17 protein-coding genes are annotated in these 18,254 nt (G+C 49.8%); 14 read left to right on the top strand and 3 right to left on the bottom strand.

All coding sequences use genetic code 11. The annotated features are described in order from the left end of the window. The first annotated feature begins 1,052 nt into the window (after positions 1-1,052). From PKX57_RS04260 to PKX57_RS04215, 10 genes are all read left to right on the top strand, one after another. A complete protein-coding gene (locus tag PKX57_RS04260) occupies positions 1,053-1,523 on the top strand; it encodes a MarR family winged helix-turn-helix transcriptional regulator (RefSeq protein ID WP_472416140.1) in 471 nt (156 codons plus the stop codon). After that, on the top strand, positions 1,523-3,748 hold the full coding sequence (locus PKX57_RS04255) for an ABC transporter ATP-binding protein (RefSeq protein WP_472416138.1): 2,226 nt from the start codon (positions 1,523-1,525) through the stop codon (positions 3,746-3,748). The genes PKX57_RS04260 and PKX57_RS04255 overlap by 1 nt, the downstream gene beginning before the upstream one ends. Beyond that, positions 3,745-5,619 carry an ABC transporter ATP-binding protein gene (locus PKX57_RS04250; RefSeq protein ID WP_472416136.1) on the top strand — a complete coding sequence of 625 codons (1,875 nt, stop codon included), beginning with the start codon at positions 3,745-3,747 and terminating at the stop codon, positions 5,617-5,619. The genes PKX57_RS04255 and PKX57_RS04250 overlap by 4 nt, the downstream gene beginning before the upstream one ends. Before the next feature lie 240 nt (positions 5,620-5,859). Next, entirely contained in the window at positions 5,860-6,615 is a 756-nt protein-coding gene (locus PKX57_RS04245) for an IclR family transcriptional regulator (RefSeq protein ID WP_472416134.1), read from the top strand. A 309-nt stretch (positions 6,616-6,924) separates the two neighbouring features. After that, positions 6,925-7,710, top strand: coding sequence for a transporter substrate-binding domain-containing protein (locus tag PKX57_RS04240; protein WP_213920803.1), 786 nt, complete (start codon positions 6,925-6,927; stop codon positions 7,708-7,710). A gap of 71 nt (positions 7,711-7,781) precedes the next feature. After that, on the top strand, positions 7,782-8,513 hold the full coding sequence (locus PKX57_RS04235; protein ID WP_169698604.1) for an amino acid ABC transporter ATP-binding protein: 732 nt from the start codon (positions 7,782-7,784) through the stop codon (positions 8,511-8,513). A 17-nt stretch (positions 8,514-8,530) separates the two neighbouring features. Continuing rightward, positions 8,531-9,211, top strand: coding sequence for an amino acid ABC transporter permease (locus tag PKX57_RS04230; RefSeq protein ID WP_472416132.1), 681 nt, complete (start codon positions 8,531-8,533; stop codon positions 9,209-9,211). Then, complete coding sequence (locus PKX57_RS04225; protein WP_213920806.1) at positions 9,211-9,855, top strand: ABC transporter permease subunit; 645 nt, start codon at positions 9,211-9,213, stop codon at positions 9,853-9,855. The genes PKX57_RS04230 and PKX57_RS04225 overlap by 1 nt, the downstream gene beginning before the upstream one ends. After that, positions 9,852-11,021: an aminotransferase class I/II-fold pyridoxal phosphate-dependent enzyme gene (locus PKX57_RS04220; RefSeq protein ID WP_213920807.1), complete on the top strand. Its 1,170-nt coding sequence runs from the start codon at positions 9,852-9,854 to the stop codon at positions 11,019-11,021. The genes PKX57_RS04225 and PKX57_RS04220 overlap by 4 nt, the downstream gene beginning before the upstream one ends. Continuing rightward, complete coding sequence (locus PKX57_RS04215) at positions 11,018-11,923, top strand: dihydrodipicolinate synthase family protein (protein WP_213920808.1); 906 nt, start codon at positions 11,018-11,020, stop codon at positions 11,921-11,923. The genes PKX57_RS04220 and PKX57_RS04215 overlap by 4 nt, the downstream gene beginning before the upstream one ends. Before the next feature lie 118 nt (positions 11,924-12,041). Here PKX57_RS04215 and PKX57_RS04210 read toward each other — a convergent pair whose 3' ends face one another. The 3 genes from PKX57_RS04210 to PKX57_RS04200 are packed head-to-tail and all read right to left on the bottom strand — an operon-like array spanning position 12,042 to position 13,800. Beyond that, the gene (locus PKX57_RS04210) at positions 12,042-12,536 is read right to left on the bottom strand and encodes a flavodoxin domain-containing protein (protein ID WP_214047259.1); all 495 of its coding nucleotides are present in this window, start codon (positions 12,534-12,536) and stop codon (positions 12,042-12,044) included. Further along, the gene (locus tag PKX57_RS04205) at positions 12,533-13,219 is read right to left on the bottom strand and encodes a hypothetical protein (protein WP_213920056.1); all 687 of its coding nucleotides are present in this window, start codon (positions 13,217-13,219) and stop codon (positions 12,533-12,535) included. Before PKX57_RS04205 ends, PKX57_RS04210 begins: the two co-directional genes overlap by 4 nt. Further along, positions 13,216-13,800 carry a TetR family transcriptional regulator gene (locus tag PKX57_RS04200; protein ID WP_213920055.1) on the bottom strand — a complete coding sequence of 195 codons (585 nt, stop codon included), beginning with the start codon at positions 13,798-13,800 and terminating at the stop codon, positions 13,216-13,218. The genes PKX57_RS04205 and PKX57_RS04200 overlap by 4 nt, the downstream gene beginning before the upstream one ends. Positions 13,801-14,250: 450 nt before the next feature. Here PKX57_RS04200 and PKX57_RS04195 point away from each other — a divergent pair, with 450 nt between their 5' ends. From PKX57_RS04195 to PKX57_RS04180, 4 genes are all read left to right on the top strand, one after another. After that, a complete protein-coding gene (locus PKX57_RS04195) occupies positions 14,251-15,114 on the top strand; it encodes an SUMF1/EgtB/PvdO family nonheme iron enzyme (protein ID WP_214047260.1) in 864 nt (287 codons plus the stop codon). Between the two features lie 355 nt (positions 15,115-15,469). After that, on the top strand, positions 15,470-16,171 hold the full coding sequence (locus PKX57_RS04190) for a response regulator transcription factor (protein ID WP_470745577.1): 702 nt from the start codon (positions 15,470-15,472) through the stop codon (positions 16,169-16,171). Next, positions 16,172-17,428, top strand: coding sequence for a sensor histidine kinase (locus PKX57_RS04185; protein ID WP_472416130.1), 1,257 nt, complete (start codon positions 16,172-16,174; stop codon positions 17,426-17,428). 96 nt (positions 17,429-17,524) lie between these two features. Then, the gene (locus tag PKX57_RS04180; RefSeq protein WP_472416128.1) at positions 17,525-18,247 is read left to right on the top strand and encodes an ABC transporter ATP-binding protein; all 723 of its coding nucleotides are present in this window, start codon (positions 17,525-17,527) and stop codon (positions 18,245-18,247) included. Positions 18,248-18,254 lie beyond the last annotated feature (7 nt).

Here is an 18,254-nt window from a genome sequence, read left to right as displayed (position 1 = left end):
GTGTTCGATATGCTTAGAACCAATTCCTCAAGATGCAGAATAAGCAAACAGCCGGCATATGATCATCCATGAATGCCGACAATAGAGCAGTATATTCGCCAAAAAAGTATGTTCATAATCCGTTCTTTGGCCCGAGGTCTTTAGAGTCAACATATAATGGAAGCCGAATGATCTTCATACCAGTATTGTTTGATATTCATCGATACTTAATAATTATAGTTTGACAACTATCAAACCAGGTGTTATGATTATTATGTAAGAAAAATATCGAACTTGCGGGATCGATTGATATGAGAAAAAGGACTTTCACAGGAATTAGAGATATTCAGAAAGCCATAGACAAAGCGAGATCGGATTCTGCAAGACTGGGTAATTTTCTGGCTCTCTAATTAAAAGGCACACCAGTAGAACCGAACATACAAAGCAACCCCCCTTTTTCCCCCACGGAAAGAAAAGATGACATTGGGTCTCCAGCGAGACCCTTCTTTTTTTATATTGCCTTTTGCTTTGATGTTGACAGCATGCTCGGCTATAAAAAACGAGTCCCTTTTAGGGACTCCAATGACTTTCTATGTTGAAGGGGCTCTGTTATGTTCTCTTTCTGCTTCTTAGAAGCGGTAGAAGGCTCCGAACTTGAGGGCGTCTACCTTGACTCTTTCTATCTGGTCGAAAATTTCCTTCACTGATCTGACTTTCGTTGATTTCATTCATGCTCCCTCCCCTTAGTTCGATGTATCTCTTACAGTTAGATCATAACACCTGGTTTGATAGTTGTCAAACTATAATTATTAAGTATCGATGAATATCAAACATCGAGTGCAATACACATCCTTTCTAAAATACTGAGTGAAGGAACAATCTGTCCTGAAACACCCCTTCGTGTTGCATCGCGAATGCTCCCGAACTGCCATTCCGTAGTTTTCTTATATGGAGTTCCGGTTTTTGATTTTTCCATCGACACTATCGGCTTATTGCTGTACAATATATTTCGTGTGCGAAATATTCGAATTCATATTATCCGGCTACGAAAGGTCTAATAATGTGCGAAGAAGGTGGTTTTGTTGGAAGAGAGCTCGAAAATAGAAGAAATGTTGACACTGATCAAGAGGATAATGTCGCTTATCAAGCAGAGTTTCGAAAGCGACCTTAAGAAATTGGATGTTACCCAGTCACAGATCCTTGTCATGAGAGTGCTGAATCATTATGGCGATATGAAGGTAAGCGATATAAGCAGGAAACTCGATCTTTCAAACAGCACGGTGTCGGGGATTATCGACAGACTCGTCGAAAAGAAGATCGTTGAAAGAAAGAGAAGCGAAAAAGACAGGCGAATCGTTATGATAAGCCTTGCCGAAGAGTATCGCCAACCTGTAAGGAAACACCTCAATGCCTTTGCCCAGAAGATGAGAAGGGTATTGTCTACCACCACAGAAGAAGATCTTGATTTTATTCTGGAAGGGCTTGAAAAGCTGAGGACAATACTCGAAGAATCACAGAAATCCGAAGAAAGAGGGCAAAACTGATGCTCAAACTGATCAGGTACCTTAAGCCCTACACTGTATTCATCGTGGTCGCGGTGGCACTGCTCTTCGTCCAGGCCATGACGGAGCTCGCCCTGCCCGATTATATGTCGAATATCGTAAACGTCGGTATTCAGCAGGGCGGCATCGAAGACGCCATACCGGAGGTCGTAAGCAAAGAAACGTTCGATGACGTGTCACTGTTCATGAGTCAAGAAGAGAGGCAACAGGTCCTGAGCTACTACGATCTCATAAGCAAAGAATCGGCCAATTACGAAGAAAACCTCAAGAAGTACCCCATATTGGAGAGCAAAGATGTCTACGTCCTGAAATCTGGAGAGATTGAAGATCGCCCAAGTCTTAATTTAATCCTTGGCAAGGCGCTCATGGCCTATTCCGGAGTCAAGAACGGCATGGTCGGGGAAAACGGGAGCTTTGCGCCCCCCAGCGGTTTCACCATTCCGGAAGGGGCAAACGTGCTCTTGCTGCTACGCCTAATGCCGGAAGCCCAGAGACTCGAAATGCTGAATCAAGTTGATAGCATGGTCGAAGTCATGGGCAAGACCATCGTCAACCAGTCGGGCGCCCTTGCCGTAAAGGAAATCTACGAAGAGCTTGGCATGAACACCCAGAAGCTGCAGAGCGGCTACGTGCTACGCACCGGTTTTATAATGGTTCTCATGACCCTGCTGAGCGTACTGTGCACCATAATGGTCGCCTTCATCGCTTCGAAGATAGCGGCCGCCTCGGCCAGAACAGTGAGAAGAGATGTCTTCGAAAAGGTCGAAAACTTCTCGAACTCTGAATTCGCCCAGTTCTCTACGGCCTCGCTCATTACCAGAACGACGAACGACATAACTCAGATACAGCTCGTGGTTGTTCTCATAATAAGAATGGTATTCTACGCGCCAATCATAGGTGTCGGCGGAATCATAAGGGCACTCGAGAAGAGCGCCTCCATGTCCTGGATCATCGCCCTCGCCGTAATCATACTACTCGGCATGGTGGGGATCGTGTTCGCCATAGCCCTTCCGAAATTCAAGAAGATGCAGAAACTCGTAGACAAACTGAACCTGGTTACAAGGGAACACCTGTCAGGCCTCATGGTCGTCAGGGCCTTCAACACCCAGAAGTTTGAAGAAGAGAGATTCGACGCCGCGAACAGAGACTTTACAAGAACCGACCTCTTCGTCAACCGGATAATGGTCGTACTGATGCCGGCGATAATGTTCGTCATGAACGGAACTATGCTCCTCATCGTCTGGGTGGGGGCACACCAGATAGAGGCCTCAACCATGCAGGTTGGAGACATGATGGCCTACATTCAGTACTCCATGTTGATTATCTTCGCCTTTCTCATGTTGACAATGATGTTCATCATGATCCCGAGGGCCTCTGTTTCCGGAGCGAGAGTGTCGGAAATCCTGGAAGTCGATCCCCAGATAAAAGATCCCAAGAATCCGAAGAAATTCAGCCAGGATTTTAAAGGAACTGTTGAATTCAAGAACGTCTGCTACCGCTTCCCCGGTGCCGAGAAAAACATCCTGAACAGCATAAGCTTCACGGCCCTCCCGGGGCAGACGACGGCGATCATCGGCTCTACCGGTTCGGGGAAATCGACGCTGCTTAACATGATACCGAGGTTCTACGATGTCTGCGGCGGCCAGGTCCTGGTTGACGGAATAGACATCCGGGAAGTGAGCCAGCACGACCTGCGGGAGCGCATAGGCTACGTCCCCCAGAAGGGCGTCCTCTTCAGCGGAACCATAGAATCGAACCTGAAATACGCCGATGAAACGGCTCCTAAGGAAGAAGTTGAAAGAGCTGCCGAAATCGCCCGGGCCGTCGAATTCATAACCGCGAAAGAAGAAGGGTATGACTCCCCAATTTCCCAGGGCGGGACAAATGTATCGGGCGGACAGAAGCAGAGGCTTTCCATAGCCAGAGCGTTGCTGAAAAGGCCCCAGATATTCCTCTTCGACGACAGCTTCTCTGCCCTGGACTTCAAGACAGACGCAGCGCTGAGAAGAAAATTGAAAGAAGAAACTGGAGATAGCACGATGATAATAGTCGGCCAGAGAATTGCGACGATAAAGAACGCCGATCAGATACTCGTTCTGGATGAGGGCAACCTTGTAGGAATCGGCAAACACCACCAATTGATGAAAAGCTGTCAGATATACAGAGAAATCGCACTGTCACAGCTTTCAGAGGCGGAATTAGCATGAACGGGGATAACAGAGAAAAGGGAAGAAGGCCTCAAGATCGCGGTGGCGGTCCGATGGGCCCAGGCATGATGCGCTCGGGAGAGAAGGCCAAAGACTTCAGAGGAACACTAAAGAAACTGGTTCAATACATGAAGAAGTACCAGATACTGATACTCGTAGTTTTCTGTTTCGCGGCGGCCGGTGCCGTGTTTTCCATCGTAGGGCCTAAGATACTCGGAGGGGTGACGACCGAGGTCTTCGAAGGCATCATGGGCAAAATCACCGGTACCGGCGAAGGGGTAAACTTCGACTCCGTCGCAAGGACCATGTTGATCCTTCTCGGACTGTATGTGCTCAGCGCACTGTTTATCTATATCCAGGGATGGATCATGTCTGGCATATCGGCGAAGATCACATACAAATTCAGAGAGGAGATTTCCAGGAAGATAAACAGACTTCCACTGAAATACTTCGACAGGACCTCCCAGGGAGACGTCCTGTCAAGGGTTACCAACGACGTCGACACCATAAGCAGAACGCTCAACCAGAGTTTGAGTCAGATCATTACGTCCATCACGACCGTAATCGGCGTCACCATAATGATGTTCTCGATAAGCTGGCAGCTAACACTGGTGGCCATGCTCATACTACCGGTCTCGATGGGGCTCATCGCCTTCATTGTGAAGATGTCCCAGCGATACTTCAAAAAGCAGCAAGAGTATCTCGGGAAGGTCAACGGCCACATAGAAGAGATGTATGGAGGCCACATCGTCGTAAAGGCCTTCAACGGAGAGGCCAAAAGCATAGAGACTTTCGACAAACTCAACGGCGAACTGTACGACTCCGCCTGGAAATCCCAGTTTCTCTCCGGCATGATGATGCCCATAATGACCTTCGTCGGCAACCTGGGATACGTCCTCATAACCATAATGGGCGGCTGGTTCGCCGTCAGAAAGATGATAACAGTCGGCGACATCCAAGCCTTCATCCAGTACGTAAGATCCTTCACTCAGCCTATCGCACAGATCGCAAACATCATGAACATCTTCCAGCAAACGGCCGCTGCAGCGGAGAGAGTCTTCGAATTTCTGGAAGAGGAAGAGGAGATCACCGAGACCACTACCCCCGTTACAGGAGTCGACCACCACGGCCACGTCGAGTTCAAGAACGTCAGATTCGGCTATGATCCGGAAAAGATAATCATAAAAGGCTTCTCCTGTGACGTAGACAAGGGACACAACATAGCCATCGTGGGGCCCACCGGAGCGGGAAAGACAACCATCGTCAAACTCCTGATGCGCTTCTACGATGTCAACTCCGGAGAGATACTTCTGGACGGCCACAACATAAATGACTACACCAGGCACGACCTGAGGGAAAACTTCGGAATGGTTCTCCAGGATACCTGGCTCTACAACGCCAGCATCCGTGACAACATCAGATACGGAAGGCTCAATGCAACGGATGAAGAAGTTCTCGCAGCGGCGAAGGCTGCTCATGTCGACTCCTTCATCCACACACTCCCTGACGGCTACAACCTGGTGCTTAACGAAGAGCAGACGAACATCTCTCAGGGGCAAAAGCAACTCATAACTATCGCCCGGGCGATCCTGGCAGACCCGAAGGTCCTCATACTCGACGAAGCAACCAGTTCAGTCGACACGAGAACGGAAGCCCTCATCCAGCGAGCTATGAAAAACCTGATGAAAAACAGGACCAGCTTCGTCATAGCCCACAGACTCTCAACGATAAGAGACGCAGACCTTATTCTCGTTATGAATGAAGGCGACATCGTCGAACAGGGAACCCACAAAGAACTCCTTGCACGTGGCGGCTTCTACGCAGATCTCTATGCCAGCCAGTTTGAAAGCGACTTCGTGGAAGCGGTATAAGCAAAATGGAATCGCAATATTGAACTATTTCGGCGGGCCATCAGCCCGCCGCTTTTCTATCTCGGTTGCTTTGACCTCCCAACGAAGAACACTTCTTCTGCTCTTGATCTAAATACATGCTCGAGCGGGAGCGACCACTTTCAACGGGAGTCAGAGTGTCTAAAAATCGACACCCCGGGCAAAGCGTGAATTTTTCTGATATCCTATTACTACTTACGACAATATTGAATGGAGTCCAATATGACGGAACACTTCAAGGCATTCAAAAAGGTCGATGAGATATTCGAACTGTTTTTCGAGAAAAACAAATGGCGATTCAGCGATATGGTCGCCAGGCTCGGCTATCCCAAAGCCACCGTTCACAATATACTCGCCGCGATGACGAATCTGGACTACCTCGCCCGGGACGGCAACAATTACATGCTCGGCAACAGAATACTGCAGCTCAGCGGTCTTATGAGAAGAAACATGGAGTTCAGGGAGATCGCCCTTCCCCATCTGGAGGAGCTGAGGAACAGGATCAACGAAACGATCCACCTCACATCGCTTTACAGAGATCAGGTGATATACATCGAATGCCTCCATCCCACCCACGCCTTGAGGCCGCATTCGACCGTCGGCGTAACCGCCTCGCTTTACTGCACCGGAGTCGGCAAAGCCCTGCTGGCTTTTCAGTCCGACTCATATATAAACGGCTATCTGGAAAGGGTTAAGCTGGTGAAGAGGACGCCAAACACAATCACGGACCCGGAACTGTTGAAGAAAGAGATTGACACGATACGCTGCAACGGATACTCCTACGACAGGATCGAGCAGGAGGAGAGCATAAAATGCATCGCCGCTCCCATACTGGATAACCACGGAGTGGCCAGGTATGCCGTGAGTATAGCCGGTCCGGCTGACAGAATGACCGATGAAGCTATCGAAGCCTACAAGGAACCCTTCTTGAAAACTATGAAGATTCTCAACGATCTTTATAGAGACTTCGCCAACTGATTGCCCACAAAACTCGAGATTCATAAAGCTAACGGTAGAAAAGCACTCATTCAAAGGCAGTGAAGTCAAATCGCACTTCATAATCAGGTGTAAAGACCTTTAATTGTTTCAGAACGTCATAAATCAGAACAGAATGTTTTTGTATTATCGGAAGTAATCTGGTATCGTTAATACATGAATTACTACATTGTTGAATAGTGTTCTATATTATTGAACTAATTCTGCTAATCCACATACATTTTTCAATCCGTGAGGAGTTTTCACTTACCGTAACGGTAAGCATACTAAAAGACGAAAGGGGAAGAAAAAATGAAGAAGTTGCTTGTTCTTGTAGTTATTGCGGTTCTGCTTGTGAGCTCCACGATGGCGGTAACGGCGCTGGAGAACATCGTGAAGAAGGGAAAAATCGTTGTGGCCACCGATATGACAGCCGTTCCCATGCAGTACAGAGATCCCGCCGGGAAACCTACCGGATTCACGGTTGAATTGATGGAACTGGCCGCCAGGGAAATGGGAGTCCAGATCGAATGGCAGGATATGGCTTGGGAAAGCCTTATTCCTTCGCTCCTCTCGGGAAAAGTCGATATGATCGCCGCGAACATGTCGATGACCCTCACCAGAATGAAGTCGATCCGTTTTTCCGATCCGTACTTCCTGACCGGAATCGTTGCAATCGCAAGGAAGGACTCCCCGCTTGTCAGCTGGAAGGATCTCGCGGCTCCCAGCGTTAAGATGGGCGCGACCATGGGATCGGTCCACGCCGATTTCATCGAGCAGACCTGGGGCAAGAAGGCCTCTCTGTACGATAACCTGGCCGAGTGGATGACCGATCTCAAGCTCGGCAGAATCGATTCGGTCATGGACGACGAAATGATCTGTATCGAATTGGCGAACAAGAACCCAGAGCTGAAGATTCTGGAAGGTTATGTAAGACCCGATACTTACGGACTGGCCTTCAGACAGGACCAGGATTCCGATTCGCTGGTTAACTGGTTCAACTGGTTCATCAAGTGGGAAAAGCTGACAGGTGAGTACGGAAAGATCTATGAAAAGTATGTCGGCAAGGAATGGGTTCCGTCGTTCGTAGTTGACTGAGCGTTCTGCAAACATTATTCTGTGGGATGGGGCCTTCCCCATCCCACTTCAGGAATTGAAAGGGGAATTCTATGGAACGTGTTGTAAGGATAAGAGGCTTACATAAATCATTCGGAAAACTCCATGTGCTGAAAAACATAGATCTCGATGTTTACGAAAGCGACGTGCTGGTTCTCTGCGGTCCGAGCGGTGCGGGCAAGAGTACGCTGCTCAGATGCATAAACATGCTCGAGCATTATCACGAGGGAACGATCGAGGTACTTGGAAAGGACATCAAATCCAGTCGCGCCAATCTCAGCTATGTCAGGAAGAACTCCGGCATGGTCTTTCAACACTTCAATCTCTTTCCTCACATTTCGGTGATGGACAACGTCGCTCTTGCACCTATACATGTCAAAAAGATGCCGAAAGATCAAGCTTACGAAAAGGCGAAGAGCTTACTTGACCAGGTAGGTCTTTCAGCTAAATACGATGCGTATCCGGGACAACTATCCGGCGGTCAAAAACAGAGAGTGGCGATCGCAAGAGCTCTCGCCATGGATCCAAAACTGATGCTTTTCGATGAACCCACTTCTGCTCTCGACCCGGAGATGATAAAGGAAGTTCTCGATGTCATGATAAAACTGGCGCTCGGCGGCATGACTATGATAATAGTCAGCCACGAGATGGGCTTTGCAAGAGAAGTGGCCAACAAAGTAGGTTTTCTCGACGACGGAAAGATAATCGAACTGACACCGAAGAACGAGTTCTTCACAAACCCCAGGAGTGAAAGGACCAAAGAATTCCTGAGCAAGATACTGTAGGTGATACCGTGCTTGATATGAGAATGATATCACAGTATCTGCCGGATTTTTTCGAAGCGTTGTTTGAGACTCTCAAGGTAGCCGCACTCAGCGGCGTTTTTGCTTTGATAATCGGAACCGTCGTTGGAATAATATCGACAATGAAATCAAAGCTGGCAATTATTCCTGTAGGAATTTACACGGGTTTTATAAGATCCACACCTTTGCTCGTTCAGCTCTACTTCGTGCATTACGGGCTTCCCATAACCGGTATCATGTTGACCTCTTTTCAGAGTGCTATCATCGCATTCTCTCTCAACAGCGGGGCGTACATATCCGAGATAGTGAGGGGTGGCCTCGCTTCTATGGACAAGGGACAATCGGAAGCTTCGAGGGCGCTGGGGCTTTCATGGTTTCAAACCATGAGGTTGATAATCCTTCCCCAGGTGTTCAAGAAGATACTCCCGCCGTTGATAAGCCAATTCTCGTATCTCATAAAGGATACGAGTCTGGCCGCGGTCCTCGTGATACCGGAACTCACCTACACGGCCAGAAAGATAGCCGCGAGAACGTATATGCCCTTCGAATCGTTCGGAGTGCCGATGCTCATGTACTTCGGCATTTATCTTATACTCGCGCTTTTGAGCCGTTTCATCAGCGGCAAGAAAGAGCCCGGGCGTAGTGCAAGGCGCTGGTTTGGCTTCGGGAAGGTGGTATGATGCAGGACATATCGCTCATGCAGCAGCTTTCCAGGCTCGGCATAGCCTTTCTGAGCAACCTGGCCTTTCTGCCCTTTGTTCTCGCCATAGGAATAATACTGGGAATAGTGATAGCTTTTGTAAGGTTTCACAGAATACCCGTACTGTCGCAAACCCTGACCGTACTGGTCGAGATCGTCAGGGGCTCTCCCTTCCTGATAATCGTTTACGCCATTTACTTCGCCCTGCCATATGTCGGAATTGAACTGGGAGCCTTTCAGACCGGAATAGTGGTTCTTTCTATAACGGCGACCGCTTACCTCTCGGAAGTTTTCAGAAGCGGTCTTGTGGCTATGGACAAAGGGCAGTTCGAAGCTGCCGAAGCGCTCGGTATGAGCTACTTTAAAAAGGTCACGCTCATAATACTGCCACAGATAATCAAGACGACGATGCCTTCGATTGTCGGTCAGATCGTGATGACAATAAAGGACACATCTATAGTCTCGCTGGTAGGGATGGTGGAGATAGTCAGAACGTCCCGTCAGATCATGCAGCTCACGCTGAACCCGTTCATGGCTTTCAGCATTGTATCGGTTTTTTTCATACTCGTATGCTATCCGTTGATAATCGTTTCGAAAAAACTCGAGGGAGGTAATAACAGATGAGATACCAACTGGAGTGCTCAAAGCTTGAGTTCTTCAGGCCGGATGCTTTTGCTTTCATAAACAAGTTGAAAACACAACCATCCAAATACCCCATGATCAACCTTTCCATCGGTGCTCCGAACAGACCCACCCCCGCCTGGATAATCGAGGCCATGAAAACGCATCTCGACAATCCGGCCTACCACACGTATCCACCCCAGCACGGCGCTCCCGAGCTCTGCGAAGCGGTGGCTTTCTGGTACGGCAAGCGTTTTGGAGTCGAGATAGACCCCAAAGACAACGTACTCGTCACCGTGGGTATAAAGGAAGCTATATTCAACGCCTTGCACTCGCTGGTTAATGCAGGAGACGTCGTCATGGTACCAGATCCAGGCTACCCGACTTATTTCGAGGCCGTTCTGTTCACCGGGGGCAAGTTGTTGACCTACAACAGCGATGCCGAGTCGGACAGGGTTTTGAATGAGATCGAACAAAAGGCCAGACTTCACGGCCCGAAGATCGTTATCGTGAACTACCCATCGAATCCCACGGGCAGAATTGTCGGTCTGGATTTCTATAAGAGCCTCTCGGAAATAGCCTCACGCTACGACTTCGCTGTGATGAGCGATCTGGCGTACTCGGAGATAGCTTTCGACGGGCTGACGGTCCACAGTTATCTGGAGGCCCGTCCCGGCCTGGAACTGGGATTCGAATACTTCGCCTTCTCGAAGACCTATAACATGGCCGGCTGGAGGGTGGGCGCCATCGTCGGTGACAAGAGGCTGGTCGACGCGGTGAAGCTGTACAAATCAAAAATCGACTCGAACGTCTTCTATCCGATACAGCAGGCGGCTGCAACGGCTTTGATAGAGACGCCCGATTCTTTTTACAGAGAACTGAGCGGTATGTATCAGCAAAGGCGTGATGCTCTCGTCCACGGATTGAGCGATATAGGCCTTAGATTCTCTCCGCCGCAAGGCGCCATGTACACCTGGGTGGAAACCCCTGAAGGCATTGATCCCTGGCTCTTCACCGAGAAACTATACAAAGAATACGGAATTCTCGTTGTGCCGGGAACGGCGTACGGGCTCAATGGGGGGCAGAGGGTGAGAATGGGACTGGTGCAGGAAACGCCGCTCATGGAAGAGGCAGCCCGGAGGCTGGCAGAAGGAGGATTAATGCGATGAGACTTTTAGAAGGTGTAGGTGTCGCTCCACTGACTCCCATGTCGGCCGATGGAACGAAAATAGAGTACGGTGCGATATCCAATTATGTAGATTTTCTCGTGGAGAAGGGTGTGAACGGTATGTTCGTGCTCGGCACCACGGGCGAGGGAACCTCTCTCTGCGTTTCAGAAAGGAAGAAAGCGCTCGAGGCTTTCATAAAGGCCAACGACGATAGAATGACGATAATATCCCACTGCGGTGCGGCGGTTTTCGAGGATATTCTCGACCTTCTGAAGCATTCCAGAGCCTGCGGCGCTCACGCCGCCGCCGTGGTCACTCCATTCTTCTTTAAGCATAGCCAGGATGAACTCTTCGCTTTCTACGACGCTATCGCTACAGAGATGGGAGAGTACCCGCTCTACATATACAACATCCCGTCGCTCACGAAGAACTGGATAAGCGTCGATGTGTTGAAGAGACTTCACCAGAAGCATCCCTGGATAGTCGGTGTGAAGGACAGCAGCGGCGACTTCGTGTACGCTTTGTCTGTGATCCAGAACCTCCCCGGTACGTTCAACACGGTCGTCGGTTGCGATGCGGCCTATTCGGCCGTTCTCACGAACGGAGGGAAGGCCTGCGTTTCCGGTCCGGGAGCGGTCTTCCCGGAGTTCTTCGTCAAAGTTCGCGATGCGGTAAGAGCCGGAAAATACGAGGAGGCCTTCAAAGCCCAGAAATCCCTCACCAAACTCACAATGGCCGTTGGAAACGGGGCCAACATACCTTACATGAAGTCGGTTCTTGAGAAGAGGGGTTTGAAGATGGGTGGAGTAAGGATGCCTCTAAAGGTTTCCACGAGAGAAGAGATGGAGGATCTCGATCGCGACTTGTTCAGAGTTATGGCCGAGGTTGGAATACAGTTCTGAGCCTCCCCATTCGATACTCTCAAAAACCGAGAAAATCGAAAGCGGCCGGGTTTCATGTCCGGCCGCTTTTTGATGCTCTCCGGTCAAGCAACTAACGCGCGAAACATCACTGGCAACTTCAGTCAATTCCATTCGCCCACGAAGCGATACTCTCCCAGTTGCGGAAATCACCGATCTCGGCCCCGACTTTTTTGATTATCATTCTTTCGAAGGGATTCATCTTGTCGCTCTCTATTCTTCCTCCGAAGCAGGTTATTTCAACGGGCTTTATTCGCTCTATCGTCGGTCTCAGAGATTCCGGGAAGCGCCAGCCGCCAAGCAATTCCAGTGGGTCTCCCGCACCGGTCGGACCGCTAAGGAAGATCCGCAGGGGCAGCTTTGCAAGCTCATCCGCGTAGGTTTTCAGGAATTTGACCGCCTCCCTTCTCCACAGCCCTATATAAACGGCCGTTCCAAGGATCGCTGTTTTGTAAGGCGAGAGATCGACGACTTCCCTGGCAGGCAGCACATCCACCTGCATCTGTCTTTTTCGAAGCACCTCTCCGATCTTTTCGGCGATCTCCGCGGTAGATCCACGCTTGGTGGCGTAGGCTACCAAAAATTTCTCCTTCATGAGGCAATCCTCCTGTCAGGTTCAGTGTCATGGACCATTCCCGATAGAAAGGCAAGAATCATGAGTATAAACCCCGCTCCCAGCGAAGAAAGCATCACCAGAGAGATCGTATCCGGGTTTTTTACGAAGGGGACGAGTCCGAAGATGGCGATTTCTAGCGCAAATACAATGGCAACGGAAGAGGCCACCAAAAAGGGCTGCCAAAAACGGGCCGTCTTTTTTCGAAGGCCGCCGGTCTTTTCGCTCTTTGAAGGCTTCAACCGCTTGTGAATGAAAGTCGAGAAGACCCATATAATAGAGAAGAAAACCACCTGTCCTATTCCCCCGCCAACCATGAACAGCAAAACAAAGAGCAGCAGCAACACAGTCGGACCGTTCCTTCTGTGAAGGAAACCGACCGACCAGACTATCACGGCCAGTCCCACCGCCATGGAAGCGATCCCTGTGATCAAGAAATTGGGAATAACTGTGAAGGCCGGCTCATTGCCGTATTCCCACATCCTGTTGGCCTCCCCGATTGCGTGGATCACCAATCCGTTAGTCGGGGTGAACCCCTGCAGCGCCTCGAAGAACCCGTGGCCTATGCCGCCAATACCGAAGATTATCGCCATAGTCGCTACGACAACCAGTATCGTGCGATTGACAATCTTCGAACCTGCCTTTGAAATACCCGCTTGCTTCATTTCTTTGCCTCCTTATCGTATCTGGCCAGAACCAGATCTACCATTTGATTTATCTTTCCCCTTCGCTGCTTCTCGTCAAAAAAATCAGCGCCGAGATACTTCCCGTAAAGAACGGGATCGACGACTATATGATGGAACGGAAGCATTAGCTGCAGGGCGATAACGTTCAGATCTGAGAAAGTGTAACCCTTGAAGATTTCCTGCAAAAGCGGTAAAACCATCTGACAGGAGTTCCTGCAGCCCTCTTTCAGCTCGCCGGCTATGGCGATCCTGCTCACGTTGTAAAATTCGAAAGCCGCATCGGCGGTGGTAAGGAGTATCTCTCTCAACCTGGTTTCCGGATCGCTTTCGATTGCATCGCTTCGCCGCAACTGCCCGATGATCTCTCCCATCATCGTCCCCACAACCTGACCTATGAGATTTTCCTTCGACTGGAAATGGTAGTTGATCAGCGAAGGATTCACTCCAGCCCTGTCGCCTATTTGCCTCGTAGTGAGTTTGTGCGCGTCTTTCCCTTCCCTAATAAATTCAAGCGTGGCTCTGAAGATCCTTTCCCTGGTGTTGATTTCTTCGATCGTCAATCGGTTCGCCTCCTCTGTATTTGAACATAATTAAAATACATTTCGAACGTGTTCAAATATATTATATTCATCCATATAGATTTGTCAAGGGGGCTAGTTTTATCGCAACTGAAGGAGCCACAGATTTTGTTGAAAACCAGAACATATTTTGCTGCAAGATTGGCCCCTGATAAGCAATGAATTACCTTACTTAGTGCGGCTGGCTCTTTTTGGGATGACTATTTTTTTCTGCTTATGCTGCTTCTATTAAGTCATGGTCTCAGTTCAGCACAATGCAGCCGGAAAAACCCAACAGTGTTACAAAGTCGTTTGACTTGCACCGTGTGGATTTCTTTTCTCACCCAAAGGCCGGTGATATATTGAAACGAGGTCCCATGCCGTTTCTTCCAGACTAATCTTCAGACTTACTGCCTCTGCCAGGTGTGGAGCCACTCTTTAGGAGGCGATATTATGAAGAAGGCAGTAGTTGTTGTGGTCTCAATAATCTCCATAGCCGTTCTCGTTATTGTGCTTGTCATAGCACTGAAACCCAAAAAGGACTCTCCGCCCACTGAAAGCATCGTGGACATGATCCTGGTGGAGAAGGGTACATTCACAATGGGCGACACATGGGGATCTGGCTGGGATGAAGAGCGACCGGCCCATGAGGTAACTATCTCCTACGATTTTCACATAGGAAAGTACGAGATAACCTTTGCTCTTTATGATCTGTTTTGTCAAGAGACGAAGAGAGCTCTGCCTGGAGATGAAGGCTGGGGACGCGGGCAAAGGCCGGTGATCAACGTCAGCTGGATGGATGCAGTGGCTTTCTGTAACTGGCTCAGCGAGAGAGAGAAGCTTCCCAAGGCATACGATGCAAATGGCTACTTCCTGGACAAAGACGGAAAAGTGACGACAGATCCTTCAAAAGTAGTTGGATACAGGCTGCCTACCGAAGCCGAATGGGAGTACGGTGCAAGGGGAGGAAACAAGAGCGAGGGATACATTTACTCGGGTGGAAACGAACCGGACCTTGTAGCGTGGTATTCCGATAATTCGGGAGACATGACACAGGAAGTCGGACAGAAGAGTCCAAACGAATTGGGAATATACGACATGAGCGGAAACGTATCAGAATGGTGTTCCGATGCATATGACGCCTTCTTCTACAGAAGGAGCCCGGCAAAGGATCCTTACAATCAGGCGCTTGGTAACAAGTCGATCCGTGGAAGGACCTGGTGGGACGGCGTGGTTAGAGTAACCAGCCGCAGCTACAACTCACCGAACAGTGCAGCCAACATTTGCGGTTTCAGGGTCTGCCGGACTTTCAACTAACTCCCGGAAAGAAGTCTGAGAGTCCTATTTTGAAGTTTCTATCGGTCTTTTGATGTACCAAGAAATCTAAAAAATCTCGAAGACTATTAATAAGGGCATCCGGCAGTGATGTTACGCTGGCCAACGAGCCAACGCCAATACAGAGATCTCGCGCTTCTCTTCTGAATAAAGGCTCTTCTCGGAGAACTGTGGATCGATGACGGCCGACGATTATCAATTCTCGTCCTCTCTTGAGCGCAGCGAACTACCGACAGCACTTCTTCTCGTTGCTAGTTTTCACATCTCTTCTCTTTCTCTCTCAGGCATATATAATAGAAGCGCCGGGCCTACGAAGGCCGGCTATAGCCATCTGGAGGTGACGCGTTTGTTGAGCATACTTCTCGTCGAAGACGACAAAAACCTTGCGAACGGTATACGCTACGCGCTAGAGCAGGAAGGGTGGTCCGCAACCGTAGCCGGGAACGTTTCAAAAGCCCTCGAATTGATGGAGAACGGACATTTCGATCTTGCGCTGCTCGATGTCATGCTCCCCGACGGAAATGGGTTCGAGCTGTGCAAGAAGATCCGCGGGCGATCGGATATGCCGGTGATCTTCCTGACCGCCAGGGACGAGGAAGTGAGTGTTGTCATGGGTCTGGAAAGTGGCGGAGACGACTATGTGACAAAGCCTTTCAGACTCAGAGAACTAATCTCCAGAATCAAGGCCAACGCCAGGAGAATCCAGAAAATTCACCCTGTCGAAGGAAGCGCTCTGCTTGAGTCCGGTCCTGTGAAGCTCGACACGGCCCAGATCAGGGCTTACAGGTCCGGCAAGGAGATCTTCCTCACCCCCACCGAGTTCAGAATACTTCGAAGCCTCATTGAAAACAGCGGTGCGGTCCTGACGAGAGACCAACTTCTCGAGAAGGTCTGGAATATCGACGGAGAATTCATCGAAGACAACACCCTGTCGGTTCATATAAGGAAACTCAGGGAGAAAGTGGAAGAAGATCCGTCAAAGCCGAAGCTGATCGAAACGCTGAGGGGCCTCGGTTACAGGTGGAACGGAGAGAAGTAGATGTTCAGATCCCTGTTCAGAGAAAGACAAAACAGAGTAATTGCCATGATTGGCATCGCTCTCTCGCTATCGATAGCGCTGATCGCGATTGTGACTCTTTACCTTTCTCTGGAAGATCACGGGCGCCATCTTTACGAGCGGGAAGTATCGATTATCGGGAGGCTGGTTTCGCTAGGCATTATCACGCACGATGATGTAGCGAAGATGCTCTCTGAAGAACGATCGGAAGACTACGAAGCGGCGCTGGAGTTGTTAAAACCTTTTGGCTATACAGAAGAGCCACCCGGCAGTTTCGAGTTCTCCGACGGAGCCTTTCGATCGAAGGTTATCGTCATAGCTTCACTCTCCTCTATAACACTGGCAATCCTCTGGTTTTCGCTATTGACTCTTGTCGCAAAGAAGCAGTCCGACTTTCTCAAAGATACATCTCTGAGACTGGACGCCCTGATGAATGGCAGGTACAACAGTGAATCAGTCTACTACGGAGAAGGCGACACAGCAATCCTCTCGGCGCAGATCAACGCGCTAACCAGGAGGCTCGAGAAGACTATGGAAAGCGTCAATTTTGAACGTGACAAAATGCGAGGCTTCATCTCCTTCATATCCCACGAACTCAAGACTCCGCTGGCCTCTCTGAAAACGATGAACGAGCTGCTTATCGAAGGAAGGGAAATGGAAAGAGAACGGATGGACGAGTTCCTAGAGAGAAGCGGAGAGGATATCGAGAGAATGGAATGGTTGATCGGCGACGTTCTGAATATCGCGAGGATTGAATCGGGAGCGATAAGGTTCAGCTTCAAGAAGGCCGATCTGGCAGAACTGGCAAAGGATGTGGCGAGAAGATACTCGGAGATAGCCAAAAGCAGAGGCCTGAAGATCTCCGTCGGGGCCGAATCTACGGCCACGGTCTTCTGCGATGAGAGGTGGCTTTCACAGGCCCTGGACAATCTCGTCAAGAACGCGGTCAACTACTCCCCCGACGGAGGCACGGTGTCGATAGACATATCCAGGAGCGAGGCCTACGTCTGTCTTACAGTCGCGGACGAAGGTCCCGGGATTGCCGCAGGGGATGCACCTAAAATCTTTCAGAGTTTCTACCGGGGTGGTCCGGCTGTCGGATCGAGAAAGGGTACAGGCCTTGGCCTCGCTCTTGCGAAGGCAATTATCGAGAGACACGATGGCGATATAAAACTCAAATCATCAAACGAAAAGGGATCTATCTTTGCAATAGAACTGCCGATAAGACAAGAAGGGTGAATTCCCGATCTTGCGATTTCTTAAGCTTCTTCTTCATCCGGTCATAAGACAGACTCCTTATATTCTCAGTGGAAGCAACAATTAAGGAGGCATACCATGGAAGTACTAAGAGCAACGGGATTGAGAAAAGTGTATGGATCGAACGCCAGCGCCGTAACCGCATTGAAAGGGGCCGACCTCTCCATAGAGGAGGGCGAGTTCGTCGCCATCGTAGGTCCCAGCGGCTCGGGAAAGAGCACGCTTCTTCATCTTCTCGCGGGGCTAGACCGTCCCACGGCCGGTAGCGTGCATATAGACGGGAAGAACCTGTACGGGATGTCGGACACACAGTTATCTATCTTCAGAAGGAGACGGATCGGCTTTGTCTTCCAGTTCTTCAACCTGGTTCCCGTGTTGACTGCAAGAGAGAATATCGAGCTTCCTCTAATACTCGACGAAAGGAAGGTCGATCAACCATATCTCAACGAACTTCTCAGGCTGATGAAACTCGAGGACAGGACAGACCACCTGCCTTCTGCCCTGTCCGGCGGTCAGCAGCAGAGGGTGGCGATAGCCCGCGCCCTTATAACCAAACCCGTGATCGTCTTCGCAGACGAGCCGACCGGCAATCTCGACAGCAAGACGAGTCAGGAAGTTATGGACCTGCTGAAGATCAGTGCGAGGAAGTTCCATCAGACGCTGGTGATAGTGACCCATGAGGAGGACATCGCCGAGAGGGCCGACAGAATAATCGCCCTGGAAGACGGAGAGATAGTGTCCGATTACTCCAACAGCGATGTGGGAAGCGTATTCTCCTCCGCTCTTGGAGGGCAGAAGTGATGAAACG

The organism is Mesotoga sp., from assembly GCF_035363035.1.
Classification (GTDB): Bacteria; Thermotogota; Thermotogae; order Petrotogales; family Kosmotogaceae; genus Mesotoga.
Note: the sequence above shows the minus strand (reverse complement) of the source record. Positions and strands in the feature narration are given on the sequence as shown.

Coding starts and splice junctions, on each gene's coding strand:
- PKX57_RS04255 (WP_472416138.1), top strand. CDS start 1,523: ATGCTCAAACTGATCAGGTACCTTAAGCCCTACACTGTATTCATCGTG.
- PKX57_RS04220 (WP_213920807.1), top strand. CDS start 9,852: ATGAGATACCAACTGGAGTGCTCAAAGCTTGAGTTCTTCAGGCCGGAT.
- PKX57_RS04235 (WP_169698604.1), top strand. CDS start 7,782: ATGGAACGTGTTGTAAGGATAAGAGGCTTACATAAATCATTCGGAAAA.
- PKX57_RS04185 (WP_472416130.1), top strand. CDS start 16,172: ATGTTCAGATCCCTGTTCAGAGAAAGACAAAACAGAGTAATTGCCATG.
- PKX57_RS04225 (WP_213920806.1), top strand. CDS start 9,211: ATGCAGGACATATCGCTCATGCAGCAGCTTTCCAGGCTCGGCATAGCC.
- PKX57_RS04240 (WP_213920803.1), top strand. CDS start 6,925: ATGAAGAAGTTGCTTGTTCTTGTAGTTATTGCGGTTCTGCTTGTGAGC.
- PKX57_RS04230 (WP_472416132.1), top strand. CDS start 8,531: ATGAGAATGATATCACAGTATCTGCCGGATTTTTTCGAAGCGTTGTTT.
- PKX57_RS04210 (WP_214047259.1), bottom strand. CDS start 12,536: ATGAAGGAGAAATTTTTGGTAGCCTACGCCACCAAGCGTGGATCTACC.
- PKX57_RS04215 (WP_213920808.1), top strand. CDS start 11,018: ATGAGACTTTTAGAAGGTGTAGGTGTCGCTCCACTGACTCCCATGTCG.
- PKX57_RS04195 (WP_214047260.1), top strand. CDS start 14,251: ATGAAGAAGGCAGTAGTTGTTGTGGTCTCAATAATCTCCATAGCCGTT.
- PKX57_RS04205 (WP_213920056.1), bottom strand. CDS start 13,219: ATGAAGCAAGCGGGTATTTCAAAGGCAGGTTCGAAGATTGTCAATCGC.
- PKX57_RS04250 (WP_472416136.1), top strand. CDS start 3,745: ATGAACGGGGATAACAGAGAAAAGGGAAGAAGGCCTCAAGATCGCGGT.
- PKX57_RS04245 (WP_472416134.1), top strand. CDS start 5,860: ATGACGGAACACTTCAAGGCATTCAAAAAGGTCGATGAGATATTCGAA.
- PKX57_RS04180 (WP_472416128.1), top strand. CDS start 17,525: ATGGAAGTACTAAGAGCAACGGGATTGAGAAAAGTGTATGGATCGAAC.